At 69.8% G+C, this 26,021-nt stretch carries 28 protein-coding genes; 25 read left to right on the top strand and 3 right to left on the bottom strand.

From position 1 onward, the window contains the following. Positions 1 to 26 precede the first annotated feature (26 nt). The 21 genes from purC (at position 27) to VGV13_06525 (ending at position 21,218) form a co-directional block, all read left to right on the top strand. Positions 27 to 770, top strand: coding sequence for a phosphoribosylaminoimidazolesuccinocarboxamide synthase (gene purC / locus VGV13_06625; protein ID HEV8640753.1), 744 nt, complete (start codon positions 27 to 29; stop codon positions 768 to 770). Then, positions 767 to 1,000, top strand: coding sequence for a phosphoribosylformylglycinamidine synthase subunit PurS (gene purS, locus VGV13_06620; protein HEV8640752.1), 234 nt, complete (start codon positions 767 to 769; stop codon positions 998 to 1,000). Before purC ends, purS begins: the two co-directional genes overlap by 4 nt. Before the next feature lie 70 nt (positions 1,001 to 1,070). Next, positions 1,071 to 1,784: a phosphoribosylformylglycinamidine synthase subunit PurQ gene (purQ, locus tag VGV13_06615; protein HEV8640751.1), complete on the top strand. Its 714-nt coding sequence runs from the start codon at positions 1,071 to 1,073 to the stop codon at positions 1,782 to 1,784. A 14-nt stretch (positions 1,785 to 1,798) separates the two neighbouring features. Next, positions 1,799 to 4,021, top strand: coding sequence for a phosphoribosylformylglycinamidine synthase subunit PurL (gene purL / locus VGV13_06610; GenBank protein ID HEV8640750.1), 2,223 nt, complete (start codon positions 1,799 to 1,801; stop codon positions 4,019 to 4,021). Continuing rightward, positions 4,002 to 5,414 carry an amidophosphoribosyltransferase gene (gene purF, locus VGV13_06605; GenBank protein HEV8640749.1) on the top strand — a complete coding sequence of 471 codons (1,413 nt, stop codon included), beginning with the start codon at positions 4,002 to 4,004 and terminating at the stop codon, positions 5,412 to 5,414. The genes purL and purF overlap by 20 nt, the downstream gene beginning before the upstream one ends. A gap of 138 nt (positions 5,415 to 5,552) precedes the next feature. Further along, complete coding sequence (purM, locus tag VGV13_06600) at positions 5,553 to 6,584, top strand: phosphoribosylformylglycinamidine cyclo-ligase (GenBank protein HEV8640748.1); 1,032 nt, start codon at positions 5,553 to 5,555, stop codon at positions 6,582 to 6,584. Continuing rightward, on the top strand, positions 6,581 to 7,879 hold the full coding sequence (locus VGV13_06595) for an NAD(P)/FAD-dependent oxidoreductase (protein HEV8640747.1): 1,299 nt from the start codon (positions 6,581 to 6,583) through the stop codon (positions 7,877 to 7,879). The genes purM and VGV13_06595 overlap by 4 nt, the downstream gene beginning before the upstream one ends. Further along, positions 7,876 to 8,490, top strand: coding sequence for a phosphoribosylglycinamide formyltransferase (gene purN, locus VGV13_06590; protein HEV8640746.1), 615 nt, complete (start codon positions 7,876 to 7,878; stop codon positions 8,488 to 8,490). Before VGV13_06595 ends, purN begins: the two co-directional genes overlap by 4 nt. A 4-nt stretch (positions 8,491 to 8,494) precedes the next feature. Beyond that, on the top strand, positions 8,495 to 10,180 hold the full coding sequence (gene purH / locus VGV13_06585; protein ID HEV8640745.1) for a bifunctional phosphoribosylaminoimidazolecarboxamide formyltransferase/IMP cyclohydrolase: 1,686 nt from the start codon (positions 8,495 to 8,497) through the stop codon (positions 10,178 to 10,180). Between the two features lie 5 nt (positions 10,181 to 10,185). Next, positions 10,186 to 11,088 (top strand): tetratricopeptide repeat protein, encoded by a 903-nt coding sequence (locus VGV13_06580; protein HEV8640744.1) that lies wholly within the window; start codon positions 10,186 to 10,188, stop codon positions 11,086 to 11,088. Beyond that, positions 11,085 to 12,353 carry a phosphoribosylamine--glycine ligase gene (gene purD / locus VGV13_06575; protein HEV8640743.1) on the top strand — a complete coding sequence of 423 codons (1,269 nt, stop codon included), beginning with the start codon at positions 11,085 to 11,087 and terminating at the stop codon, positions 12,351 to 12,353. The genes VGV13_06580 and purD overlap by 4 nt, the downstream gene beginning before the upstream one ends. Positions 12,354 to 12,364: 11 nt before the next feature. Beyond that, positions 12,365 to 12,868, top strand: a complete 504-nt coding sequence (gene purE, locus VGV13_06570; protein HEV8640742.1) for a 5-(carboxyamino)imidazole ribonucleotide mutase — start codon at positions 12,365 to 12,367, stop codon at positions 12,866 to 12,868. Between the two features lie 15 nt (positions 12,869 to 12,883). After that, positions 12,884 to 13,495 (top strand): L-threonylcarbamoyladenylate synthase, encoded by a 612-nt coding sequence (locus VGV13_06565; GenBank protein ID HEV8640741.1) that lies wholly within the window; start codon positions 12,884 to 12,886, stop codon positions 13,493 to 13,495. A gap of 97 nt (positions 13,496 to 13,592) precedes the next feature. Further along, the gene (locus tag VGV13_06560; protein HEV8640740.1) at positions 13,593 to 14,189 is read left to right on the top strand and encodes a molybdenum cofactor guanylyltransferase; all 597 of its coding nucleotides are present in this window, start codon (positions 13,593 to 13,595) and stop codon (positions 14,187 to 14,189) included. Positions 14,190 to 14,250: 61 nt separating this feature from the next. After that, positions 14,251 to 15,045 (top strand): hypothetical protein, encoded by a 795-nt coding sequence (locus VGV13_06555; protein HEV8640739.1) that lies wholly within the window; start codon positions 14,251 to 14,253, stop codon positions 15,043 to 15,045. An 8-nt stretch (positions 15,046 to 15,053) separates the two neighbouring features. Beyond that, positions 15,054 to 16,283 (top strand): tRNA uracil 4-sulfurtransferase ThiI, encoded by a 1,230-nt coding sequence (thiI, locus tag VGV13_06550; protein HEV8640738.1) that lies wholly within the window; start codon positions 15,054 to 15,056, stop codon positions 16,281 to 16,283. Further along, the gene (locus VGV13_06545) at positions 16,274 to 17,002 is read left to right on the top strand and encodes a 6-phosphogluconolactonase (protein HEV8640737.1); all 729 of its coding nucleotides are present in this window, start codon (positions 16,274 to 16,276) and stop codon (positions 17,000 to 17,002) included. The genes thiI and VGV13_06545 overlap by 10 nt, the downstream gene beginning before the upstream one ends. Before the next feature lie 69 nt (positions 17,003 to 17,071). Continuing rightward, positions 17,072 to 17,254: a hypothetical protein gene (locus VGV13_06540; GenBank protein ID HEV8640736.1), complete on the top strand. Its 183-nt coding sequence runs from the start codon at positions 17,072 to 17,074 to the stop codon at positions 17,252 to 17,254. Then, positions 17,238 to 18,485 carry a serine hydroxymethyltransferase gene (gene glyA / locus VGV13_06535; protein ID HEV8640735.1) on the top strand — a complete coding sequence of 416 codons (1,248 nt, stop codon included), beginning with the start codon at positions 17,238 to 17,240 and terminating at the stop codon, positions 18,483 to 18,485. The genes VGV13_06540 and glyA overlap by 17 nt, the downstream gene beginning before the upstream one ends. 13 nt (positions 18,486 to 18,498) lie before the next feature. Continuing rightward, positions 18,499 to 19,011: a transcriptional regulator NrdR gene (nrdR, locus tag VGV13_06530; GenBank protein ID HEV8640734.1), complete on the top strand. Its 513-nt coding sequence runs from the start codon at positions 18,499 to 18,501 to the stop codon at positions 19,009 to 19,011. A gap of 386 nt (positions 19,012 to 19,397) precedes the next feature. Beyond that, complete coding sequence (locus VGV13_06525) at positions 19,398 to 21,218, top strand: radical SAM protein (GenBank protein HEV8640733.1); 1,821 nt, start codon at positions 19,398 to 19,400, stop codon at positions 21,216 to 21,218. Between the two features lie 97 nt (positions 21,219 to 21,315). Here the strand turns inward: VGV13_06525 and VGV13_06520 are convergent, their stop codons facing one another. Next, positions 21,316 to 22,068: a hypothetical protein gene (locus VGV13_06520; protein ID HEV8640732.1), complete on the bottom strand. Its 753-nt coding sequence runs from the start codon at positions 22,066 to 22,068 to the stop codon at positions 21,316 to 21,318. Positions 22,069 to 22,183: 115 nt separating this feature from the next. After that, positions 22,184 to 22,867, bottom strand: a complete 684-nt coding sequence (locus VGV13_06515) for a phosphoribosyltransferase family protein (GenBank protein HEV8640731.1) — start codon at positions 22,865 to 22,867, stop codon at positions 22,184 to 22,186. A 71-nt stretch (positions 22,868 to 22,938) separates the two neighbouring features. Here VGV13_06515 and tsaB point away from each other — a divergent pair, with 71 nt between their 5' ends. The 4 genes from tsaB (at position 22,939) to VGV13_06495 (ending at position 25,617) form a co-directional block, all read left to right on the top strand. Next, positions 22,939 to 23,613, top strand: coding sequence for a tRNA (adenosine(37)-N6)-threonylcarbamoyltransferase complex dimerization subunit type 1 TsaB (gene tsaB, locus VGV13_06510; GenBank protein ID HEV8640730.1), 675 nt, complete (start codon positions 22,939 to 22,941; stop codon positions 23,611 to 23,613). A gap of 4 nt (positions 23,614 to 23,617) precedes the next feature. Beyond that, a complete protein-coding gene (gene rimI / locus VGV13_06505) occupies positions 23,618 to 24,088 on the top strand; it encodes a ribosomal protein S18-alanine N-acetyltransferase (GenBank protein HEV8640729.1) in 471 nt (156 codons plus the stop codon). A gap of 58 nt (positions 24,089 to 24,146) precedes the next feature. Next, on the top strand, positions 24,147 to 24,953 hold the full coding sequence (locus VGV13_06500) for a hypothetical protein (protein HEV8640728.1): 807 nt from the start codon (positions 24,147 to 24,149) through the stop codon (positions 24,951 to 24,953). A gap of 106 nt (positions 24,954 to 25,059) precedes the next feature. After that, the gene (locus VGV13_06495) at positions 25,060 to 25,617 is read left to right on the top strand and encodes a cytochrome c3 family protein (GenBank protein HEV8640727.1); all 558 of its coding nucleotides are present in this window, start codon (positions 25,060 to 25,062) and stop codon (positions 25,615 to 25,617) included. A gap of 8 nt (positions 25,618 to 25,625) precedes the next feature. Here the strand turns inward: VGV13_06495 and VGV13_06490 are convergent, their stop codons facing one another. Beyond that, positions 25,626 to 25,997 carry a hypothetical protein gene (locus VGV13_06490; GenBank protein HEV8640726.1) on the bottom strand — a complete coding sequence of 124 codons (372 nt, stop codon included), beginning with the start codon at positions 25,995 to 25,997 and terminating at the stop codon, positions 25,626 to 25,628. Positions 25,998 to 26,021 lie beyond the last annotated feature (24 nt).

Below are 26,021 nucleotides of genomic sequence, written 5' to 3'. Positions count from 1 at the left end.
AAAAGCGCGAAATAGAGGGTAGAGCGATGAAGAGGGCGATTCCGGAGGTCGAGCAGGGCGAGAAGCTCTACGAAGGCAAGGCGAAGATCGTCTACGCGACCAGCCGGCCGGATCTGATCATCCAGTACTTCAAGGACGACGCCACCGCCTTCAACGCGCTCAAGCGCGGGACCATCGTCGGCAAGGGCGTGGTGAACAACCGGATGTCGGCGGCGCTGTTCCAGCGGCTCGAGCGGGCGGGGGTGCCCACCCACTATCTGGCCACCCTCTCCGACCGCGAGATGCTCTGCCGGCGGCTCGAGATCATCCGCATCGAGACGATCGTCCGCAACATCGTGGCCGGCAGCCTGGCCAAGCGCACCGGGTTCGAGGAAGGGACTCCGATCAAGCAGCCGATCGTGGAGCTCTACTACAAGTCGGATCCGCTCGGTGATCCCATGATCACCGACGACCACGTGCGGCTGCTGGGGCTGGCCACACCCCGGGAGCTGGCCTGGCTCCGGCGGATGGCCCTCCGGATCAATCGCGTACTCCGGCCGCACATGGCGCGCCGGGGGCTCCTGCTGGTCGACTTCAAGCTCGAGTTCGGGCGTGCCCGCGGCCGGCTCTACCTGGGCGACGAAATCTCACCCGACACCTGCCGCCTGTGGGACGCCCGGACCCGCGCCAAGCTGGACAAGGACCGCTTCCGCCAGGATCTGGGGGGCGTGGAGGACGCCTACCAGGAAGTGTTCCGGCGTCTCGTCGAAGGCGGCGCGCCGCGGACATGAAAGTGCGCGTGCTCGTCCGGCTCAAGCCGGGCATCCTCGACGTTCAGGGCGCGGCCGTCAAGCGCGCGTTGATGGGCCTCGGCTTCACCGACGTGGCCGACCTGCGGGTGGGCAAGGTGATCGAGGTCGAGCTGGAGGCTCCCACGGCCGCGCAGGCCCGCGCCCGCGCCGACGAGATGTGCCGCCGGCTCCTCGCCAACCCCCTGCTCGAGGAGTACACGATCGAGTGAGCGCGCTTCGCTTGCTCGGTGCCGCCTGGCAGCGGTAAGATAGTCCTGCCTCGAGAGGAGAATCGACTCCATGAGATTCGGCGTGGTCGTGTTCCCGGGGACTTGGAGCGACTGCGACTTCCACTACGTGGTCTCGGAAGTCCTGCGGCAGCCGGTCAAGTACATCTGGCACCGCGACCGGAACCTCGATGACTTCGACTGCGTCATCCTGCCGGGCGGCTTCTCCTACGGCGATTACTTGAGAGCCGGCGCCGTGGCCGGCCGCTCGCCGGTGGTGGAGGCGCTGGGTGACTTCGTCGCGCGCGGCGGGCATGTGCTCGCCTCCTGCAACGGGTTTCAGATCCTGTGCGAGGCCGGCCTCCTGCCCGGCGCGCTCATGCGCAACGAGTGCCTGCAGTATCGCTGCCAGCAGACGCATCTCGTGGTCGAGAACGTGGACACGCCCTTCACTCGGGGTCTGCGCGTGGGGCAGGTGTTGACGATGCCGATTTCCCACGGCGAGGGCAAGTACTATGCCGACGCCGGGGCGCTGGCGAAGCTCAGGAAGAACGGCCAGATCGTGTTCCGCTACGCGACGGCCGAAGGCCAGGTCACGCGGGCGGCCAATCCCAACGGCTCCCTGGAGAGCATCGCCGGCGTCGTCAACGAGGAGGGGACCGTGCTGGGACTCATGCCGCATCCCGAGCGGGCGGCCGAGCCGGCGATGGGTAGCACCGACGGGCTGCTGATCTTCCAGTCCCTCCTCGGCAGCCTCGTCGAGGACGGCGGCTTCTTGAAGCGGTAACCGCTGGAGGCGGATTGACGGGGTCGGAGCCGAAGGCGACACCGGACCTCGCGCGCGAACTGGGCCTCACTGCCGACGAATACGACCGGATCATCGAGCGGCTCGGTCGCGAGCCCACCTACACCGAACTGGGGCTGTTCTCCGCCCTCTGGTCGGAGCACTGTGCCTACAAGCACTCGCGCGTGTTCCTGGCCCGGCTGCCCCAAGCGGGGCCGCATGTGCTGCAGGGGCCCGGCGAGAACGCCGGTGTCGTCGACATCGGCGACGGCTGGGCCGTCGTGTTCAAGATCGAGAGCCACAATCACCCCTCGTTCATCGAGCCCTTCCAGGGCGCCGCCACCGGGGTGGGCGGAATCCTGAGGGACATCTTTACGATGGGCGCCCGCCCCATCGCCATCCTCGATTCCCTCCGCTTCGGCGAGCCGGACGACCCCCGGACGCGCCGGCTGATCGAGGGGGTCGTGTCCGGCATCAGTTGGTACGGCAACTGCTTCGGCTGCCCCACCGTCGGCGGCGAGATCGCCTTCGCCCCCGAGTATGCGGGCAACCCCCTCGTCAACGTGATGTGCGTGGGGCTCGTCCGGGCCGACCGGATCTTCCGCGCCCGCGCCGAGGGGGTGGGGAATCCCGTGTTCTACGTCGGCAACAAGACGGGGCGCGACGGCATCCACGGCGCCACGATGGCCTCGTCGACGTTCGACGAGCGTGCCCAGGAGCGCCGCCCGACGGTGCAGGTGGGCGATCCCTTCACGGAGAAGCTGCTCCTCGAGGCTTGTCTGGAGCTCATGCAGACCGGCGCCGTGGTGGGGATCCAGGACATGGGCGCGGCCGGGCTGGCCTGCTGCACCTCGGAGATGCCGGCGCGGGCCGGCACCGGCATGGAGGTGGAGCTGTCGCGCGTGCCCCAGCGCGAGATCGAGATGACCCCCTACGAGATCCTTCTTTCGGAGTCGCAGGAGCGCATGCTGCTGGTCGTGGCGCGCGGCCGCGAGGAGGAGGTGCGGCGGGTCTTCGCCAAGTGGGAGCTGGACGCCGTCGAGATCGGACGGGTCACCGACGACGGCAACCTGACCGTGCGCCACCACGGGGAGATCGCCGCCCGCGTGCCAGTGAAGGCGCTGGCCGAGGCGCCTCGCTACGAGAAGCCGACCGCGCCGCCCCCGTGGCTGGCCGAGCTACGGGCCTTCGATCCCCTGGCCCTGCCGGAGCCGGCGGATTACGAGGAGGCGCTGCTGGCGGTCCTGGGGTCGCCGACCATCGGCTCCAAGGAGTGGGCGTTCCGCCAGTACGACCAGCAGGTCGGGATCAACACCCTGGTGCTGCCGGGCTCCGACGCGGCGGTGCTGAGAGTGAAGGGCACGCGCCGCGCCCTGGCGATCTCGACCGACGGCAACGGCCGGCAAGTGTTTCTCGATCCCCGTCGCGGAGCGGCCATGGCGGTCTGCGAGGCGGCGCGGAACGTCTCCTGCGCGGGTGGTCGACCGCTGGGCGTCACGGACTGCCTGAATTTCGGCTCGCCCGAGCGGCCCGAGATCCTCTGGCAGTTCGCCGAGGCGATCGACGGCCTCGCCGAGGCCTGCCGCGCCCTCGATCTGCCGGTAGTGGGCGGCAACGTTTCCTTCTACAATGAAACCAACGGGCAGGCCATTCTCCCCACGCCCGTCGTGGGCGTGGTCGGCGTGCTCGCGGAGGCGGGGCGGGCGGTCACGCAGTGGTTCAAGGGGGCGGGCCACCGTCTCGCCCTGCTGGGTCCCGACGCCGTCAGCCTGGGGGGAAGCGAGTACCTGTGGATGCTCCACCGCCGCCTCGCCGGGCCGCTGGCGCCGCTGGACCTGGGGCGGGAGCGGCGGGTACAGTCGGCCGTCCAGGCGGCGATCGGCGCCGGGCTCGTGCTCTCCGCGCACGATTGCGCCGAGGGCGGCCTGGCGGTGGCGCTGGCGGAGGGCTGCGTCACCGGCCGGGAGCCGGTGGGATGTAGCGTGACGCTGCCCGAGGGAGCGCGGGCCGATCTCATGCTCTTCGGCGAAGGACCGTCGCGGGTGGTCGTCTCCGTCGACCCGGCGCGGGTCCTGGAGTTCGAGGGGCTGATGGCGGAGTCGGCCATTCCGTGGCGCTGGATCGGGACCACGGGGAGCGAGCGGCTGAGAGTTCGCTGCGGGTCGACGACGGTGATCGACGCCGCGATCGAGAGCCTCGAACAGGCTTGGAGGAGGGGCTTTGAGCGTCACCTGGCGTGACGACAAGTTCCACGACGAGTGTGGGGTGTTCGGCATCTGGAATCATCCGGAGGCCGCCAACGTCGCCTACCTCGGTCTCTACGCGCTCCAGCACCGCGGGCAGGAGTCCGCGGGGATCGCCGCGACCGACGGGCAGAGCTTCCACACCGAGAAGGCGATGGGATGGGTCGCCGACGTCTTCGGCCCCGAGCGCCTGCGCCGGCTTCCCGGCCACCGCGCCATCGGTCACGTCCGCTACTCGACGGCCGGCTCCTCGAAGCTCCGCAACGCCCAGCCCATCACGGCCAACACCGCCCGCGGCCCGATCGCCATCGCCCACAACGGCAACCTGACCAACGCCGAGGCGCTGCGGAGGGAGATGGAGCGGGAGGGCGCCATCTTCCAGTCCAACTCCGACACCGAGGTCATCCTCCACCTCCTCGCGCGCGCCCCCGCCGGGACGCTGGCGGAGCAACTCCCGCATGCGCTCCGGCAGGTGACGGGGGCATACTCGCTGCTGATCCTCACGCCGGACGCCATGTACGCCGTGCGCGACCCGAATGGCTTCCGGCCGCTGGGACTGGGGAGGCTCACCGACTCGTGGGTGGTCGCCTCGGAGACGTGCGCGCTCGACCTCATCGAGGCGAAGTACGAGCGCGAGGTCGAGCCGGGGGAGATCGTCGTCATCTCGGAGGCCGGCGTGCAATCTCGCCGCTACGCCCCCGCCGGGGAGCGCCTGCACTGCGTCTTCGAGTACGTTTACTTCGCGCGGCCCGACTCCGTCCTCTGGGGCCGCAACGTGCACACCGTCCGCAAGGCGCTCGGGCGGGAGCTGGCTCGCGAGCACCCGGTGGAGGCCGACATCGTCATCCCGGTGCCGGACTCGGGCACCAGCGCGGCGCTCGGCTTCTCCGAGCAGTCGGGGGTGCGCTACGAGATGGGCCTCATCCGCAACCACTACGTGGGCCGCACGTTCATCGAGCCCAAGCAGGGCATCCGCCACTTCGGCGTCAAGGTGAAGCTCAACCCGATGCGGGAGATGCTGGAGGGGCGGCGGGTCGTGGTCGTCGACGACTCGATCGTCCGCGGCACCACCAGCCGCAAGATCGTGAGGATGATCCGGAACGCCGGCGCCCGCGAGGTCCACATGCGGATCTCGTCGCCGCCGATCAAGTGGCCCTGCTACTACGGCATCGACACCCCGACCCGGAGGGAGCTGATCGGCGCCAGTCACAACGTCGAAGAGATCCGCCGGTATGTCGGCGCCGATTCGCTCGGATACCTCTCGCTCGAGGGCATGCTGAAGGCCACCGGCGCGGACCCCAGCCACTTCTGCCACGCCTGCTTCACCGGCAATTACCGGGTGGGGATCGCGCCCGAGCCGAGCCCGCAGCTCAGGCTGTTCGACGACTAGCGGTTGTTGGCGAATGGCGCCAGCTTACTCCGGCCACTGCTCGCTGTTTCGAGCGCCGGCTCCGCCGGCGCCATCCCTTCCTGGGGGAGGCCTCGGAGGGGGCCGCCGAGGCCCCCTCCGACTGAGCTAGCGCCGCCGATGGATCGACCGACCTACCGTGACGCCGGCGTCGACATCGAGGCCGGCGACGAGGCGGTTCGCCGCATCGCGCCGCTGGCCCGTACCACCTTCCGGCCGGAGGTCATCGGCGGCATCGGGGCCTTCGCGGGGTTCGTCAGGGTGCCCCAGAAGTTCCGCGAGCCGGTGCTGGTGTCGTCGACGGACGGCGTGGGCACGAAGCTCAAAGTGGCCTTCATGGCCGACCGCCACCAGACCGTGGGCATCGACCTGGTGGCCATGGGCGTCAACGACCTTCTCGTCCACGGCGCCGAGCCCCTCTACTTTCTGGATTACATCGGCATCGCGCGCCTGGACCCCGCGCGGGTGGAGACGATCGTGCGCGGGGTGGTCGAGGGGTGCCGGCGGGCGGGCTGCGCGCTGATCGGGGGGGAGACCGCCGAGCTGCCCGACCTCTACGGGCCGGGAGAATACGATTTGGCCGGGTTCGCCGTGGGCGTCGTGGAGCAGAGCCGCATCGTCGACGGCGCTCGCGTGCGACCGGGAGACATCCTGCTCGGGTTGGCATCGTCCGGCCTCCACTCGAACGGCTACTCTTTGGCGCGCCGGATCGTCTTCGACGTCCTCAAGCTGTCGATCGACGCCGAGCTGCCCGGAACGGGCCGCGCCGTCGCCGCCGAGCTGCTGGAGCCGACGCGGATCTACGTGCGCCCGATCCTCGCCTTGCTGGAGCGGATGGAGGTGGGAGCGATGGCGCACATCACGGGCGGCGGGATCGTCGGGAACGTTCCCCGCGTGCTGCCCGAGGGGTGTCGCGCCCTGATCCACCGCAAGTCGTGGCAGGTGCCGGCCGTGTTCGAGACGCTGCAGCGGGCCGGCCGGGTGGCCGACGCGGAGATGTTCAGGACCTTCAACATGGGGATCGGCTACGTGGTCGTCGTGCCGGCGCCGCACGCCGAGGCCGCCGGAGCGGCGCTCGCCGTCGCCGGCGAGACGGTGCACCGGCTGGGCGAGATCGTGGCCGGCGAGCGCGGCGTGGAGCTGGTGGCGTGAGCCGCATCGCGGTGCTGGGCGGCGGCTTCGCCGGGCTGGAGGCGATCCGCGTGCTGGATCGCCGGCTGGGCCCCCGGCAGGATGTCGAGCTGCTCCTGGTGAGCGACCGCAACTATCTGCTGTTCACCCCGCTGCTGCCCCAGGTGGCCTCCTCGCTCGTCGAGCCGCGCCACATCATCCAACCGATCCGCGACCTCCGCGGGGCCCGCCGATTCCGCTTCCGCCGCGACCAGGTGCTCGACATCGATCTGGCCGCGCGTCGGGTCGTCCTCGCCGAGGGGACCGTGGCCTATGACCGTCTGGTGATCGCGCTCGGCGGAACGACGCCGAGCTTCGGGATCCCCGGCGTCGAGGAGCACGCGCTCCCGTACAAGCACCTCGACGACGCCATCCTCCTGCGCGATCATCTGATCGACCTCGCCGAGCACGCCGATCACGAGCCCGATCCCGACGTCCGTCGGCGCATGCTGACGGTCTGCGTCGTTGGCGGCGGCTACACCGGCGTCGAGCTGGTGGCGGAGCTGCACGACTTCTTCCATTCGTATGTGGTGCCGCGCTACCGCGGCATCGAGGCCGGCGACTACCGCCTGGTCGTCCTCGAGGCGGGCGAGGAGATCCTGCGCGGCGTCCATCCCGCGCTCGCGGAACGAGCGCACCGGCGGCTGCACCGCGAGGGCATCGAGGTCAAGACCCGAACGCGCGTCACGCGGGTGCTGCCCGGCGTCGTCGAGGTAGGGGGTGGCGAGTCGATCGCGGCGGGCCTGATCGTCTGGGCCGCGGGCGTCAAGGGCCACCCGGCACTGGCCCACCTCCCCGTCGGCCACGATCGACTGGGGCGGATCGTCGTCAACAGCTTCCTCCAGATTCCCGGCCATCCGGAGGTCTACGGCGCCGGGGACGCGGTCAGCATCGAGGGCAAGCCCCAAGCCTCCATTCCCATCATCCCGGCGGCGCTGGCCCACGGGCGCCTGGTCGCCGAGAACATCGTGGCCGACCTCGCCGGCCGCGCGCTGCGGCCGATCGACTTTGCGCCGCGCGGGATGCTGGTGTCGCTGGGCGAGAAGGACGCCGTGGTCGAGGTCATGGGGTTCCGGTTCTCCGGCTACCCGGCCTGGCTCTTCTGGAACGCGCTCCACCTCCTGAAGTTGGTCGGCGTCCGCAAGCAACTCCAGGTGGCGCTCGACTGGTCCCTGGCCCGCTTCTTCCCGCGGGACTCGGCCATCATGCGACAGGTGCCACGCTGCCCGATCTGCGCCCTTCACGCCGCCGCCCCCAAGGAGCGCGACGCCGCGTGAAGGAGCTTCTCCGGGTCGGCGTGCTCGCCTCCGGTCGCGGCTCGAACCTCCAGGCGATCCTCGACGCCAGCGCGCGCACCGACTTTCCGGCCCGGGTCGCCGTGGTCGTCTCCGATCGCGAGGGCGCCCGGGCGCTGAAGATCGCCGCCGAGCGGGGGGTGCCGGCCGTGCTCCTGAACCCCAAGGACTTCGGCGCCCGCGAGGCCTACGACGCCGCCATCACCAAGGTCCTCGAGGCGCATCAGGTCGGGCTCGTCTGCCTGGCCGGCTTCATGCGTGTCCTCGGACCGGCGTTCGTCCGGGCGTGGACGGGGCGGATCATGAACATCCACCCCTCGCTGCTGCCGGCCTTCCCCGGGCTGAACGCCCAGCGCCAGGCGCTCGACCATGGCGTGAAGATCTCGGGCGCCACCGTCCACTTCGTCGACGAAGGCGTGGACACCGGCCCGATCATCTTACAATCGAGCGTCCCCGTGCAGCCCGACGACACCGAGGAGACGCTGGCGGCACGGATCCTCGCCGAGGAGCACCGGCTCTATCCGCAGGCGGTGCGGCTCTTCGCGGAAGGGCGGCTTAGGATCGTCGGCAGGAGAGTGATCGTGGGATGGTGATCGAATGAAGGTCCGGCGTGCGCTCGTGAGCGTTCACGACAAGACCGGTGTGGTCGAGCTGGCCAGAGCCCTCCGGGAGCTGGGGGTGGAGCTCCTCTCGACGGGCGGGACGGCTCGGCTGCTCCGGGACTCGGGGGTGCCGGTGCGCGAGGTCGCCGACGTCACCGGGTTTCCCGAGATGCTCGACGGTCGTGTCAAGACGCTCCATCCCAAGATTCACGGAGGCATCCTGGCCCGCCGGGACTCCCCCGAGCATGCGGCCGCGCTCGAGCAGCACGGGATCCCGCCGATCGACCTCGTCGTCGTGGCGCTCTACCCGTTCGAGGCCACGGTGGCGCGGCCCGGCGTCACGCGCGCCGAGGCGATCGAGCAGATCGACATCGGGGGTCCGGCCATGATTCGCGCCGCCGCCAAGAACCACGCGAGCGTGGCCGTCGTCACCGATCCCTCGCAGTACGCGGAGGTCCTGGGAGAGCTGCGGGCCAGCGGCGGCGCGCTTAGCGACGAGACGCGCGCTCGTCTGGCCCAGCAAGCGTTCCGGCGGACGGCCGAATACGACGCGGCGATCGCCGCTCATTTTTCTTCGGAGGGGGCCGCCTCCCTCGGAGGGGGGCTTCGCCTCCCATCCCGGTCGGAGGGGGCGACTCCACAGGCGCGCCCGGAGGGCGCGACGGTCCCCTCCGAGACCTCCCCCAGGACGGATTGCGCCGGCGAAGCCGGCGCTCGAACGGAGCAGTTTCCGGAGCGGCTGCGGCTCGAGGCCGAGCGGGCGCTCGGTCTGAGGTACGGCGAGAACCCCCACCAGGCGGCGGCGTTCTACCGCCTCCTCGGCGGGTTCCCCTTCGGGCTCGGCGCCATGCGGCAGCTGCACGGGCCCGAGCTCGGTTACAACAATCTGCTCGACCTCTCGGCGGCCCTGGGGCTGTTGCTCGAGTTCGCCGAGCCGGCGGCCGTCGTCGTCAAGCACACCAACCCGTGCGGTGCCGCGGTCGCCGCCACCGCCGGCGCCGCCATGGCCAAGGCGAAAGCGTCGGATCCGGTATCGATCTACGGCGGGATCGTCGGCGTCAACCGCGCCTTCGACCCGGCCGTCGTCCGGGAGCTCGCCGGCATCTTCGTCGAGATCCTCTTCGCGCCCGCCTTCGTTCCCGAGGCGCTGGAGGAGCTCAGGCGGACGAAGAAGAAGTGCCGTGTGCTCCAGGTACCGTGCGAACGGCTCCCGCGGCTCGTCGAGTACCGGAGCGTGCTCGGTGGTCTGCTGGTGCAGGCGGCGGACGCGGTCGACCTCGATGAGAAGACCCTCAAGACGGTCACCCGGCGCGCGCCCACTCCCGACGAGATGGCCGCGCTCGGCTTCGCCTGGCGGGTGGCCAAGCACGTCAAATCGAACGCCATCGTGCTGACCACAGGCGATCAGGTGGTCGGCGTCGGGGCCGGGCAGATGAATCGCCTGGACTCCGCGCGCCTGGCCGTCATGCGGGCGCGCGAGGCCGGGCTCGGCACCGAAGGCAGCGTCTGCGCCTCCGACGCGTTCTTCCCGTTCCGCGACGGTCTCGACGTCGTGGCTCAGGCCGGGGTCACGGCCGTCATCCAGCCGGGCGGCTCGCTCCGGGATCAGGAGGTCATCGCGGCGGCCGACGAGCGCGGGGTGGCGATGGTCTTCACCGGCATCCGTCACTTCCGCCACTGACCGCGATGGCACGGGGTCCCGAACGGATCTATGGGCTCCGGGATCTGACCCGGATTCTGAGCCTCACGCCCCGGCGGCTGGCCCAACTCCGGCGGCTCGATCTGCTCCGCGGCGACGCCGGCTACACCTTCCGCGACCTCCTGGCGCTCAAGGCGGCCACCGCGCTGCTGGACGCGGGCGCATCGGTACGCCAGATCCGCGAGGCGCTGCTGGCGCTCCGGAAGCAGGACCCCGATCTGGAGAGCCCGCTGGCGGAGGTGCGCTTCATCGTCGAGGGCGATCGCCTCCTCGCTCAGTCCGAGCGCGTCCGCTTCGATCCCCGCACCGGGCAGACGGTGCTCGCGCTCGACGCCGGCGGCCTCACCAAGGACGCGGCGGCGACCCTCGCCACGGGGCTGGTCCGGCCGCTGTATCCGCCCGCCGCCCAGGCGGAGACCTGGTTCGAGCGGGCCAGCGAGTGGGATGCCGATCCCGGGCACTGGGAGGACGCCATCGATGCCTATCGCCGCGTGGTGGCCCTCGATCCGACCTACGCCGCCGCCTGGAACAACCTCGGGCTCCTCCTGCACCGGATGGGACGATACGAGGAGGCGCGGGCGGCGTACACGGCCGCGCTGGAGCAGGACCCCCGGTGCGCCGAGGCCGCCTACAACCTGGGATCGCTCGACGAGGACTGCGGCGATGCCGAGCAGGCGATCGTCCATTACCGGCGCGCGCTCGAGCTGTCGCCCGACTACGCCGACGCTCACTTCAACCTGGCGGCGGCGCTCGCCCGGGCCGGCCGCAACGCGGAAGCGGTCGCGCACTGGCAGCGGTACCTCGAGCTGGACTCGGGTAGCCCGTGGGCCCGCATCGCCCGCGCGCACCTGGAAGTCGTGGAGCCGCCTGGAGGGGGCCCGCCCGAATGAAGCTGCTGCTGGTGGGCGGTGGGGGACGGGAGCACGCGCTGGCCTGGAAGCTCGCGCAGAGCCCGCTGGTCGACACGCTCTACGCCGCGCCCGGCAATCCGGGCATCGCGCGTCACGCGAAGTGCGTGCCCATCAAAGCCGAGGCCCACGACGAGCTCCTCGCCTTCGCCGAGCGCGAGCGGATCGACTTCACCGTCGTGGGGCCCGAAGGGCCGCTGGTCGCCGGACTCGCCGACCGCTTCACCTCGCGGGGGCTGGCCGTCTTCGGGCCGACCGCGGCCGCGGCGCAGATCGAGGGATCGAAGGCGTTCGCGAAGTCGCTGATGAAGCGCTACCGGATCCCCACCGCGCGATTTGAGACCTTTGACGACGTCAGGGCCGCGATCGACCACTGCCGAGGGCTTAGCCAGCCCGTGGTCGTAAAGGTCGACGGACTCGCCGCGGGTAAAGGCGTGACCGTGTGTCAGACGGCCGAGGAAGCGGCCAAGGCCATATCGGCGGCGATGGAACTCAGGGTATTTGGCGATGCCGGGAAGAAGGTCGTGATTGAGGAGTTCTTGCGTGGTGGGGAGGTCTCGTTTTTCGCCCTGGCCAATGGCCAGGCCGCGGTGCCTCTCGGCGCCGCACGAGATCACAAGACGGTCTTCGACGACGACCGTGGACCGAACACCGGCGGCATGGGGGCCTACTCGCCGGTGCCGGGGATCGATGCCGCGGCCGAACAGCAGGTGATGGAGAGTATCGTCGATCCCACGATCGCGGCGCTGGCCAAGGACGGTATGCCCTACCGCGGCGTGCTCTTCGTCGGGCTGATGATGACGGGCGAGGGACCGAAGGTGCTGGAGTTCAACTGCCGCTTCGGTGACCCGGAGTGCCAGGCGCTCGTGGTGCGGCTCGGGAGTGACCTCGTGCCGCTTCTGCTGGCCGCCGCGCGCGGTGATCGGCTGCCCGAGCGCGTCGCCTGGAGGCCCGAGGCGGCGGTGTGCGTGACGCTGGCCTCCGCCGGCTACCCGGAGCGCTACCCGATGGGCCTCCCCATCGACGGCATCGACGCCGCCGAGACGGTGGAGGGCGTGCGCGTCTTCCACGCGGGGACGGCCGAGCGCGACGGCAAGCTCGTCACGGCCGGCGGGCGCGTGCTGAGCGTGACGGCCACGGCACCCGCGCTCCGCGAGGCGATCGCACACGCCTACCAGGCGGCGGCGCGGATCCGCTTCGACGGTGTGCACTATCGCACCGACATCGGCAGGAAGGGGATCGGATAGTGGATAGACCTGTGCGTGTCGGCATCGTGCTCGGCAGCGATTCGGACCTCGAGGTCATGCTGGAGGCAGTGAAGGTCCTCGATGCGCTCGAGATCGGCAGCGAGGTGGTGGTGGCCTCCGCCCATCGCACGCCCCAGCGGACCCACGACTACGCGGCGACGGCTCATGCGCGTGGCCTTGGCGTCCTCATCGGTGCGGCCGGCGGCGCCGCTGCGCTGCCCGGCGTTCTGGCGGCGGCCTCGCCGCTGCCCGTCATCGGCGTGCCCATCGCCTCCACCCCGCTCGGCGGCCTCGATGCGCTCCTGTCGATCGCCCAGATGCCCAAGGGCGTGCCCGTGGCCACGGTGGCCATCGGTACCTGGGGCGCGGTGAACGCCGCGATCCTGGCGGCGCAGATTCTGGCCGTCGCCGATCCCGCCGTGAGCGAGCGCCTGGCGGCCTACCGAAGGCGCCTGGCCGCCGAGGTCGACGAGCGGGCGCGCCGCGTCGCCGAACGGATGAAGGCACGCGAATAACCGGGACGTGAGGGCATGGGCACGGAGGTCCTGAAGGTCGATCCCGCGAACCCTGACGCCGCTGCGCTCCAGCGCGGGGCGGCCGCGCTGAAGAAGGGCGGTCTGGTCGCCTATCCCACCGAGACCTTCTACGGCCTCGGCGCCGCGGCGCTGGATGGGGGGGCGGTGAGGCGGATCTTCGAGGTCAAGCGCCGCCCCGAATCGAAGCCGCTGCTGGTGCTCGTCGACTCGGTGGAGATGGTCGAGCGGCTGGCGGTCATCTCCGAGCCCGCCCGCCGACTCATGGCCCAACACTGGCCCGGAGCCCTGACGCTGGTGCTGCCCGCCCAGCCGTCGGTGCCGGTGGAGGTCACGGCGGGGACGGGCACGGTCGGCGTGCGGCTCTCGCTTCATCCGATCGCGCGCGGCTTGGCCCGAGCGCTCGGCGGACCGGTGACGGCGCCCAGCGCGAACCGGTCCGACGATCCTCCGCCGACGACTGCAGACGCGGTGCTGCGTGATCTGGACGGCGCGATCGCGCTGGTGCTCGACGGCGGCCCGACGGCCGGTGGGCTGGCCTCCACGGTGCTCGACGTCACCGTCGATCCGCCGCGCGTGATCCGCCAGGGCGCCGTGCGCGTGATATGACGCCCCGCTGTTGCGAGGCCAGCGTTCGAGCGTCGGCTTTGCCGGCGCCATCGATCCTGGGGGAGGCCTCGGAGGGGGCCGCCGAGGCCCCCTTCGAATGAAAATCACGGGCGTGATCCAGGCCGGTGGCAAGAGCACCCGCATGGGCGGGCAACCCAAGGCGCTGATGGACCTGGGCGGCCGACGGATCATCGAGCGCGTGGCCGGGGTGCTCGCGGGCGCCGTGGACGACCTGCTGATCGTCACGAACATGCCGGAGCTCTATGCCTTCCTGGGCCTGCCCATGGTGCCCGACGTCTATCCGGATCACGGCTCCCTGGGCGGCATCTACTCGGGCCTCAAGGCGGCCTCCGGCGGGGCGGCGTTCACCGTGGCCTGTGACATGCCGTTCCTGCGCCGCGAGGTCGTCCGTCTCGTCGTCGAGCACGCTCCGCTCGGGGACGTCGTGATCCCGCGCGTGGGCGATCAGTACGAGACGATGCACGCCGCCTACCAGAAGAGCTGCCTACCGCACATGGAGGAGCGGTTGCTGGCCGGGCGGCTGAAGATCGTGGGGTTCTTCGACAAGGTGCGCGTCGTCGTGATCGATGAGGCGGAGATCGCGCGGTACGTCGACCCCGCCGTCGTGTTCATGAACGTCAATACGCCCGAGGAGCTGGAGCGCGCGCGGGCGCTGGTCCGGGAGCTCGCCTGATGGCCGTGCGAGCCGCAGGACGGCCGGGGGCTGGGGCCCCCGCGGCCGAGGCGAGCCTGTAATGGACCCCATCGTCGCGCTGAACGCTCTGCCGCTCGACGTCCGCGACCGGCTCTATCTACGACTCGTTCCCGAGGAGCTGCTCGTGGTCTACGGGGTCGACCGGCAGCAGCTGCACGGCCCGCTCGGCGAGCGCCTGGTGCGGATCACCGCCGGGGACGAGAAGCCCTGGGTGCGTATCGAGCTCTGGGCGCGCGAGCACGATCGCGACCCGGTTCTCCTCCTCGACATGGGCATGTCGGCGTTCGGGGCGCCGGAGCTGTCGCTGGTTCAGATCAACGATCCGGAGACGCCCCGCTACGGGGTCGATCGGGACGACCACGGGCACGACACCCTGCTCGGTACAGCCTGCCGCAACCTCGGTGAGGAGGCGCGGGCCCTCGCCGCGGGCCTCGCGCCCGGCCAGGTTCGCCGGGGCCTCCGCATGATCGGCCGCGTGCTGGAGTGCATGGACGCGTTCTGCCGGCTGCTGGGACGCGAGTTCTATCTCGTCGAACCGCTCTTCTATCACTCGGCGCTCCTCTACGAGCGCCACGGCTGCGACTACTTCATCGGCCGCGACCGCATGGACGCCATCCACGCCGGCTTTCAGCCCGGCGGCGCCCTGCACGCGTGCCTCGACGACTCGACGCCGTTCCGGCGACGGGGGTTCGACGGCTCGATCCGGGGCCGCAGCTGGGCCATCCACGACGGCATCCTCGGCACGCCGTTCGGCGCGGGCGGCTCCGGCGTGAAGATGTACCGTGTGCCCGGTCGCCGCCCGGAGGTCTCGACGTTCCCGGGCGGCGTGTACTGAAGGCAGCGATGGGCCGGCTGCGCGCCGCCGTGGTCGTCCACTACCACGAGATCAGCCTGAAGCGGGGCAACCGCCCGCTCTTCCTCCGCCAGCTCTCCCGCAACCTGGCGCGCGCGACCTCCGATCTGGGCGGGGTCGGCGTCGAGCAGCTCACGGGACGCATCGTGCTCGATCTCGCGGGCCACGACCGGCCGGAGGTCGTCCGCGCCCGTGCCGCCCGCGTGTGCGGCGTGGCCAGCGTCGCCCTCGCGTATCGCGTCCCCTCGTCGGTCGAGCCGATGAAGGCCGCCATCGCCGGCCTGATCGAAGGGCGGCCGTTCCGGTCGTTCAGGATCTCGGCGCGCCGAGCCTTCAAGACGTACCCCATGACCTCCGTCGAGCTGAACCGTGAGCTGGGCGCGTTCGTCCTGGAGCGCGTCAAGGGCTCGGGCGCGCGGGTGGACCTGAATGAGCCCGAGCTGGAGATCCACGTCGAGGTGCTGCCCGCCGAGACGTTTGTCTATGCGGACCGCGTCCCCGGACCCGGCGGGCTCCCGGTGGGGGCGAGCGGCACCGTGGCCGCCCTGCTGTCGGGCGGCATCGACTCGCCCGTGGCCGCCTGGCGCATGATGAAGCGCGGCTGCCGCGTGGTGTTCGTCCACTTCCACAGCGTGCCGTACCTGCCGGCCACCTCCCAGGCCAAGGCGCGGGCGCTGGTCGAGCGCCTCACGGAGTGGCAGTACCGGTCCCAGCTCCTTCTGGTGCCGCTCGGGGAGATCCAGCGCGAGGTGGTGCTGAGCGTGCCGCCGCCGGTGCGGGTGGTGGTCTACCGACGGATGATGGTGCGGATCGCCGAGGCGCTGGCCCGGACAGCGGGCGCGCTGGCGCTGGCCACGGGGGAGAGCCTGGGGCAGGTCGCGTCGCAGACGCTCACGAACATCGCGCGCATCGACGAGGTCGCGGGGCTGCCGGTGCTGCGCCCGCTCATCGGCATGGACAAGCTGGAGATCACCGCCGAGGCCCAGCGGCTCGGCACGTTCGAGATCTCGATCGAGCCCGATGCCGACTGTTGCACGCTCTTCGTGCCGAAGCACCCGGCGACGGGCGTATCGGCGGATGAGATCCGCGCGGCCGAGGCTCGGCTGGAGATTCCCCGGCTCGTCGGGATGGGGGTCGAGGGGGCGGCGCTGGAGACCTTCGAGTTCCCGACGGGGGCCGCCGCCGAGGGGGCGCGCGCGCTCCGAGGACGATGCGACTGATCGTCTTTCGCGAGGCCGAGGAGCTGGCTGCGGCCGCGGCCGCGCTGGTACGCGAGCGCGTCGGGGCCAAGCCCGATCTCGCCATGGCCGTGCCGGCGGGGCGCACACCCCGCCGGATGTACGCGCTGCTGCGCGAGCTGCAGGCCACGGTGGCCGTCGACTTCTCGCGTCTGCGGGTCTTCTCGGTGGATGAGCTCTGTCGCCCGGCGCCCGCCAGCGGCTATTTCTGGCAGCAGGTCTGCCACGAGTTCCTGGAGTGGGCGGGCGTGCCGGGCGCGCGGTGCCATCCCTTTCGGATCGACGCGGCCGACCTGGAGGAGATGTGCCGGGCCTACGAGAAAGTCATCGTCGAGGTGGGCGGGTTGGACCTCGTGATGCTGGGGCTCGGACCGAACGCCCACCTGGCCTCCAACGAGCCGGGGGCACCCTTCGACTCGGTGACCCGTCCGGTCCCGCTCCTGCCCGAAACCGTGCAGTACATCCTCACCGACCAGGTCAACCTGACGCTGGCCGGGGGCGCCGTCGCGGACCGCGCGGTGACGCTGGGGCTCTCGACGATCGCCGCAGCGCGCGAGGTCGTCGTCCTGGTGAGCGGCCGCGGCAAGCGCGCCGCGCTCCGGCGGCTCGTCGACGGTCCGGTGAGCCCGGAGATCCCCGCCTCCGTCCTCAGAAACCATCCGCGCTGCACGGTTCTCGCCGACCGGAACGCGTATCCGTGACGGGTGCCCCGACCCCGACATCTAGGTGTGCTTGACACGTCGGGCCCCTACCAGTATGGTGAGCCAGGTATGACGGTCATCGCCCTCGGCGCCGACCACGCCGGTTTCCCTCTCAAGGAAGACCACCGGATCCTCGACGTCGGCACCGACTCCCTCGGCATGGTCATCGCCGCCAACAAGGTTCCCGGCGTGTGGGCGGCCCTCGAACGCGTGATCCCGCGCGCAGGCGTTTCCGATGCCCCGGCTCACTGACGTCGACCCCGACATCGCCAAGACGCTGCGCGAGGAAGCGCAGCGGCAGAACCGGAACCTCGAGCTGATCGCCTCCGAGAACTTCGTCTCCGAGGCGGTGCTGGAGGCGCTCGGTTCGGTCATGACCAACAAGTACGCCGAGGGCTATCCGGGGCGCCGGTACTACGGGGGCTGCGAGGTGGTCGATATCGCCGAGGACCTGGCGATCGCCCGCGCCCGGGAGCTGTTCGGTGCCGAGCACGCCAACGTCCAGCCTCACTCGGGCGCCCAGGCCAACATGGCCGTCTACTTCGCTGTCCTCAAACCCGGCGACACGGTCCTGGGGCCCAACCTCTCGCACGGCGGCCACCTGACGGCCGGGAGCCCCGTGAACTACTCGGGGAAGCTCTACAAGATCGTGCCCTACGGCGTCCGCAAGGACACCGAGCGGATCGACCTCGACCAGGTGCGCGACCTGGCCCGGCAGCATCACCCCAAGCTGATCATCGCCGGGGGCTCGGCCTTTCCACGCGCCATCGACTTCCGCCCCTTCGCAGAGATCGCGCGCGAAGTCGGTGCCGTCCTGATGGCCGACATCGCCCATCCGGCCGGGTTGGTCGCGGCGGGGCTGCATCCGTCGCCGGTCGGCCTCGCCGACTTCGTCACCACCACCACCCACAAGACCCTGCGCGGCCCTCGGGGCGGCATGATCCTGTGCCAGGCCAAGGACGCGGCGACGCTGGACAAAGTCGTGATGCCGGGAGTGCAGGGCGGTCCGCTCATGCACGTGATCGCCGCCAAGGCGGTGGCGTTCAAGGAGGCCCTCACGCCGGAGTGGCGCGCCTACCAGCAGCAGATCGTCCGCAATGCCAAGGCGCTCGCCGCCGCGCTGCTGGCTCGCGGCTATCGCCTGGTGAGCGGCGGCACCGACACGCATCTCATCCTGGTCGACCTCACCAGCCGCGACATCACGGGCAAAGACGCCCAGGAGGCGCTGGACCGCGCCTGGATCACCGTGAACAAGAACACCGTGCCCTTCGATACCCGCAGCCCCATGGTGACCAGCGGCATCCGGCTGGGGACGCCGGCGCTGACGACGCGGGGCATGCGGGAGCCCGAGATGGAGCGGATCGCCGAGCTCACCGACCGCGTGTTGAGCCAGCTCGGCTCCTCGGCGGTGGAGGCGGCGGTGCGCGCCGAGGTGCAGGAGCTGACCGGTCGGTTTCCCCTCTACCCGGACCGCGTGAAGTGAGGGGAGGGCTCCCATGAAGTGCCCGTTCTGTGGCCACACGGAGGATCGAGTCGTCGACTCGAGGGTGGGCCGGGACGGGGAGTTCATCCGGCGGCGGCGCGAGTGCCTCAAGTGCCACCGCCGGTACACGACCTACGAGTACATCGAGGACGTCCTGCCGCACGTCGAGAAACGTGACGGCCGGCGGGAGCCCTTCGACCGCCAGAAGCTCCGCAACTCCATCCTCAAGGCCTGCGAGAAGCGATCGGTGGCCGTGCAGAAGGTCGACGAGATCGTGACCGAGGTCGAGGCCCAGCTCCACGAGCGCGCCGAGAAGGAGATCAAGTACAACGAGCTGGGCGAGCTGGTGATGGAGCACCTCAAGAAGCTCGATCAGGTCGCCTACGTCCGCTTCGCCTCCGTCTACCGCCAGTTCCAGGACGTCTCGCAGTTCTCCGACACGGTGAACCAGCTCAAGGGGCTCCTCAAGGAGGACAAGGTCAAACCGCCCGTGCCCAAGCCGCGCGTGCTCGCCAAGACCAAATAGCTCGACCGTCGATTGCGGGCAGAATTCGCGGGGGGAGAATCTGCGGGGGAGAGTCTGCAGGCCAGAATCCTCAGGGTCTGAGGGGGGTCGCCCCACTCAGTATCATCAGAGGGTGCGGCCCTGCCGGAACGCAAGGCCGAGAGGGCCGGTCGCCTCGAGGGCGCGGCTCACCTCCCTTGCGGCATGACGCGCGTCACCGGCATGCTAGAGCCGGCCCGGAAATCCTGTCAAGCCCCAAATCCAACATACGGGGGTTCCGGACGGGTCGTGAACACCATATTTAGGGGAGAAGGGGGCAGGCGTACGTTGACAAGCCGCGGAGGCGGGTGATAGCGTTGGCGCATCTGCGAAATTCTCTGGCCTCTTCAACCGGGGAGAAACCACTCATGAAGCGAGCGCTCAAGAAGCTCGTGTTTGTCGAGCCGAAGTCCACGCACCTCCACGTGTACACCCGGGTGTGTATTCCGCGGCTCGGCTCCGTGCTCTTGGGCACGATCATGCGGAGCAAGGGATACGACGTCCGCGTCTACATCGAGGACATCCAACCCGTGGACATGGCGGAGGTGCTCGCGGCCGATCTGGTGGGCATCTCCGCCATCACCTCCACGGCCCCCCAGTCGTATCGCCTCGCCGACCAGGTGAGGCAGGCGGGCGGGATCGTCGTGCTGGGCGGCACCCACACGAGCTTCATGCCCGACGAAGGGCTCGCCCACGGAGACTTCGTCGTCCGGGGCGAGGGGGAGGCCGCCTTCCAGGAGCTGGTGGACGCCATCCAGCGGGGCGAGGGGTTCGAGAAGATCCAGAATCTCTCGTACCAGGCGGACGGCCGGACCGTGCACAACCCCGAGCGCCCGAAGATCCCCAACCTGGACGTGAACCCGATCCCCGATTACCAGCTCATCACCGGCTGGAAGCCGGGCGGGGTCATCTCCATCGCCACCTCCCGCGGCTGCCCCTTCTCCTGCACCTTCTGCTCGGTGCCGGGGATGTACGGTCACGCCTTCCGCACCCACTCGGTCGCGCGGGTGCTGGAGGAGCTGACGCTGCACAAGGGCAACCTCTACACCTTCTTCGCCGACGACATCTTCACCGCCAACAAGAAGCGCGTGAAGGAGCTCTTGCGGGGGATGATCGAGCGCGGGCTCACGCCCCAGTGGGGCGCCCAGGTGCGCACCGAGACGGTGGACGATCCCGAGCTTCTCGAGCTCATGCGCGACTCGAACTGCTTCAATGTGTACGTGGGGTTCGAGTCCATCAATCCCCGCACGCTCAAGCTCTTCCAGAAGAAGCAGGATCTGGCCAAGATCGAGCGGTCGATCGAGCGCTTCCACGCCCACCAAATCCGGATCCACGGCATGTTCGTGGTCGGCTCGGACGAGGACGACCTCGAGACGATCGACGCGACCGCCGACTTCGCGCTGAAGCACGACATCGACTCCGTGCAGTTCATGATCCTCACGCCGATCCCGGGCTCGCCCGACTGGGACACCCTCTACGCCAAGGGCGACAAGTACGTCATCAACCGGAACTGGTCCTTTTACGACGGCCACCACACGGTCCACCAGCCGCGGCGGATGTCGCCCTACGAGCTCCAGACGGGGGCGATCGATGCGATGGCCAAGTTCTACTCCTGGCGGGGGATCGCCAAGAAGCTCTGGAAGCGGGACCTCTACTACGTGGCCATCCGTTACTGGGGCAAGAAGATGATCAAGCAGTGGTGGAAGGACGAGGAGAACCGCGCCTACGTGCAGTGGCTGCGCGACCAGCTGTACGCGGAGGCTGCGCAGATCGGCCACCGCGAGCTGAAGACGGTCGGGCTGCCCGAGGTGCTGCTCCAGGAATCGGTCGGTCGGCTCCTGCAGCGGTTCCTGGGCGAGCTGGGCGTGACGGTGGTGCCGCTGGCGGAGGCGGCCGTCGAGGGCGCGGCGGCGCGGGCGCGCCAGACCATCGACTGCCTGATCACGCCGATCGTCAAGCGCGCGGCGAAGGAGCGCGAGGAGTTCTACGCGCGCCTGGCGACCGTGAACATCGCGCTGCGCGCCCAGTGGGGCAAGCTCCCCAATGTCAGCTTCCCGCTGATCGAGGGCCAGGGTCCTGTCTTCGAGCCGTTCGCGAAGATCGGGCTCCTCTTCACGCAGAACCTCGATCGCATCCGAGCCGCCTACAAGAGCGCCGGCGTCGCCGAAGGGCTGTGGGAAGCCGCCTGAAGTTTCTGGGGGCGGCCGGCTCGAGCGCGGGCTTAGCCCGCGCAATGGATCCTGGGGGGAGGTTTCGGAAGGGGGGCGAAGCCCCCCTCCGAGGAATCTAGTAGGGGTCGATCCTCCAGACCGGCCCCATGAAGTAGAGCGGACCCTCCGCGCGCAGGAACGCCGGAGCCTCCCCGGGAAGAATCCACATGCGGAGATCGGGGATGTCGGCCACCAGGAGCGAGGCGAACAGGCCGAGCTGCGGCCGGATGTGATAGCGGGTGGCCTGCATCGGCGAGTCGCTGACCAGCATGCGATCTTCGGCCACCGGCAGGAGCTGCATCTTCACGGCCCGCGGCTTCGGCGTGAACGCCACTATCGAAACCGTCTCCCCGGCCCGCGCGGGCAGGTTCTTCACGATCAGGAAGAGCATCCCGTTGTAGGCGTCGTCGGGGAGCGCGAACTTTCCGGTGAGGACCTCTTCGGGGCTGTCCTCGTCCGCGCGGTAGCGGACCTGGTAGCGTCCGGTGTCCCGGTCGATGGCCGCCTCCAGCGTCTCCGGGAAAGAGGGGCCCTTCTGCACAATGCGGTAGCTCAGGAGGGTGAATACTTCGCGCTGGGTGAAGACGACGCTCTCGTCGTAGATCGAACCGTCCTTGAAGCGGAACACCAGGCGGCTGTAAACCTTGTCACCCCGCACGACCTGGCTGAGGTCACCCTGGGCGAGCTTTTCGTTGTCCATGGAGCGTAGGATGGGGAAGGCCCGCGTCACGCCCTCCGGAAACAGGACCGTCACCGGCTCGGCGTCCGCGAGGCTCGTGACCGCGAGCGAGAGAACGAGACCGAGGAGCGGGATTGCCTGCCTATACATTAGGCACCTCTCGGGCGATGCCAGAAGTTTCGCCTCACGGTGACTACGCAAGAGGGGTGCCAAGACCTGGTGACAGACGAGGCGGGGCTTGGCCGGACAGCTTGAAAGGCCGGAACTACGGGGTCTTAGGCTCCTGTACGGTCGAGGGACGCCGCAGGTGCCGCCTCCGGACGAACTCTTCGTTCAGTGGTATTCCCCTTTTACATAGAGGACAATCTGACGGATCGTAGGTCGGAAAGTCCCTGCTCACCAGACTGAAGACTGGCTTGCCGTTCAGTTGCACAGACGTGCGGCGCCAAAGGCACCCGATCCCCACCACCTCGGCGCCCAACTGCTCGACAAGGTTGATCAGGAGGTCGAGCGTGGTGCCGGTACTGACGAGGTCTTCGATCAGCAGGACGCGCGCGCCCTCCCGGATCAGGCGCTGGAACTCGACGGGCAGCGTGACCCGCCGCTTGCCACCGGACAGTCCCTTCGTGCCATAAACGACAATCGGGCGTGAAGGGTGCGCCCGCGCCACGCAGTGGGAGAGGATGAGGGCGCCCGGACCAGTGGAGAGCACGGCATCGACGGGCCACTGGGCGAAGTGCTTGGCGATGACGGCGCCGAGCCCTTCGGTGAAAGATGGCTCCGTCGTCACCAGCGTCTTCTCGATGTACTCGCTGGTGTGCTGCCCCGAGGGCAGCAGCACGTGGTCGTTGGCGTGGTAGGCACCCGTCCGCTTGAGGATCTCGAGGTGGATCTTTTCACGGACCTCCACCTCGACGGCGGCGGGATCGTTCTTCGGCGCGGCACTCATCCGCTTCCTCCCGGGCGTATTATATCGCACCGCCGGCTTTGGCTCTGGCGCCGCGTGCTAGACTGGCGCCCGTGCGCGTTCTAGCGGTCGAAACTTCGACGCTGGCGGGCGGCGTGGCCCTGCTGGACGGCGAGCGGCTCCGCGGCGAGTACTCGCTCGACGTGAGCGCCACGCACTCCGAGCGGCTGCTGCCGGCCATCGACCGGTTGCTGACCGACGCCGCCTGGACGCCGGCCGACCTGCAGGGCTTGGCCGTCGCTGTCGGACCCGGCTCGTTCACCGGACTGCGGATCGGGCTGAGCGCGGTGAAGGGGCTGGCGCTGGCCCTCGGCATCCCGGTCGCGGCGGTGCCTACGCTCGACGCGATGGCGGCATCGCTTCCCTTCGCGTCGCTGCCGGTGTGCCCCGTGCTCGACGCCCGTAAGGGGGAGGTCTACTGCGCGTTCTACCGATGGGACGGGGCCGCGATGCAGCGGGAGTCAGACTACCTCGCGCTCGCTCCCGGGGCCCTGGCCGCCCGGATGACGGAGCCCGTCATCCTCCTCGGCGACGCGGCGGCCACCATTCGCACCCCGCATGCGCGCCCGGCCCCGCCGCACCGACGCGTCCCGTCGCCGGCCTCGGTGGGCGTCCTGGGGCTCGCCCGGCTCCTGGCCGGCGATACCGTCGCCGTCGCCGACCTCGTTCCGATCTATCTGCGGCCGTCCGAAGCGGAGCTGAAGCGCCGTGGCGTCACTGTCCACTGAGCGGATGAGCCCGGCCGATCTCGACGAGGTGCTCGCCATCGAGCGCGCCTCGTTCTCGATGCCCTGGTCACGGGGCGCCTTCCTCTATGAGATGGAGCAGAACCGGGTGGCGCGCTGCAACGTCATCCGCGAGGACGGCCGGCTCGTCGGCTACGTCTGCCTGTGGGAGGTCGCGGACGAGTTGCACATCACGAACATCGCGGTGCACCCGTCCGCGCGCCGACGGGGGATCGGGCGGGCGCTGCTGGGTCAGGTGCTCGACGAGGCCCGCGGACGGGCGCTGCGGCTGGTCGTCCTGGAGGTCCGGCCCAGCAACGCCGAAGCGCGCGCGCTGTACGAGTCGTTCGGCTTCCGGGTCGTCGGGCGGCGCCGCGGCTACTATTACGACACGGGCGAGGACGCGCTGGTCATGGAGGCGAGCCTGGGGGGGGACAGCCGGAGCGCGGCGTCGCGGGGGAACCGGCATTACCGGTGATCGGTTTATCAGTGTCGGGTTGGACTGCAGTGCACTTCGCTGTCACGGGGGAAACCTGATGAAACGATTTGCCAGCGTTCTCGGCCTCGCAGCAATGCTGCTTCCCTTCGGCGTGCCGCCGGCTGCCGCCTATAATGGCGGGCCGCTGCGCAACGTTACCGATCTCGCCCCGACGTGTGCCGCCTGCCACTCGTCCGTCTCCAAGGACCAGTTACGGAACGAGCCGGAGGCGTTCGCCAACAGCCAGGTCAAGGAGAACAAGCACTACAAGGCCATCGAGGATGGCGCGGGCCCCTATCAGCAGATGCAGCCCGCCGACCGCCAGAAGCTGCTGGCCGACGTCAAGCTGATGGACGAGCTCGCCTCGGTGAACCTCAGCGCCCCGACCAGCCTCCGACCGGGTCAGGAGACCCAGATCACGGTGACGGTCAAGGGGGGCCACGGGGCCGTCGGGGTGTTCCTGGTCGACACCGACCTCCGCTTCCAGGCGCGACCGGTCCAGGGCGACGGTTGGCTGATCGTCGGTCCTCCAAAGGCGTGGGGCGGCGATGGCCAGGAGCAGACCAAGTGGGTGGATAGCCGTGCGGCCGGACTCAAGAAGAACCTCAATAGCGTCGTCATCTTCGATCAGAAGACTGATCTGGCCGCCCGGAAGCCGGCCGAGGGCAAGGTCGTGTGGGCCGTGAAGGCCCCGCAGGAGCCCGGTACGTACTCGATCACCGCCGCCTTCCACTACGGCTCCGAGAAGGCCTCGTCCGTGGGCACCGTGACGACGCCGACCGGCGCGGTGCTGCCGCGAGGTGGTGGCGGTGGTCCGTCGGGGCACATTATGTTCGCCAAGCCGGTGATGGTGACCGTTCGCTAGCACCCGCGAGAGGAGGACTCCCGCCATCGCCCGGTCGTTCGGACGGTCTCTCGCACTCTGGGCGGCGGGCGGGGCGGGAGCCCTGCTTCTCGGTTCGCTCTTCCTGGTGGCGCTCGCCGCCAAGGAGCGCGACAACCGCTTCTGCGTCTCCTGCCACCTGCACGATGAGAAGTTCGGGGGTCTGACCGCGGCCATGCCTGGCGATCTGGCCGGGCAGCATCACCGCCAGGACGCGGCGGTCGGGTGCATCGCCTGTCACGGCGGCGCCGATTCCGGGATGCGCTTGACGGTCTGGGCCGTGGCGGGGTTCGACACGCTGAAGTTCCTGGCCGGCGCCTATCAGGAGCCGACGCACATGCGGCTGCCGCTGCGCGACGCCGACTGCCGCCAGTGCCACACGCCGATTCTGCGCGTGTCGCGCGCCGACGGCGAGGCGGCGGGGAGCCCGGCGCGGGCCGTCGACCCCGGTGCGGAGTTCGAGGCCGAGGAGGCGACCGAAGGCCGGGGAGGCACCTCCTACCATGCCATCCGCGAGCACGACACGGTGAGGGTGGCTTGCGTGCGCTGTCACACGACGCACACGACGGACAGCGACGCCACCAACCGGTTTATCTCCAGGACGCTCGTCGTCCCCATCTGCCTGGAGTGCCACAAGGAGATGTAAGGCCGTCATCAGGTGAGGGCGCCGAGGACGAGCGCCAGTCCCAGCGCCGCCGCGCCCAGCCAGCGCGCGCGGCGCGCGAACAGGACCACGGTGACGCCGACGACGAAGTGAAAGAGGGCGAGTCCCAGGTAGAAATCCGTGAGCGCCATGCCGAGGCCGTTGAGGACAAGGAATCCTCCGCCAAGGGTGAGGACCACGCCGAGCAGCGGCCGGCGCATCCCCAGCCCCAGCGCGATCAGGCAGGCGAGGTCGGCGAGGAGCAGCCACCGCGTCGCCATGGTCGCCGGAATGATGATCGCCAGGCGGTCGAGCCATACCCGCTGCAGCGTGAGGGGCTGTTCGGCGGCGGCGAGCGCGACGAGCATGGGGAGGCCCCGCATCAGCCGGCCATACTAGCAGAGTGC

Source organism: Candidatus Methylomirabilota bacterium (genome assembly GCA_036001065.1).
GTDB lineage: Bacteria > Methylomirabilota > Methylomirabilia > Rokubacteriales > CSP1-6 > MNEF01.
Note: the sequence above shows the minus strand (reverse complement) of the source record. Positions and strands in the feature narration are given on the sequence as shown.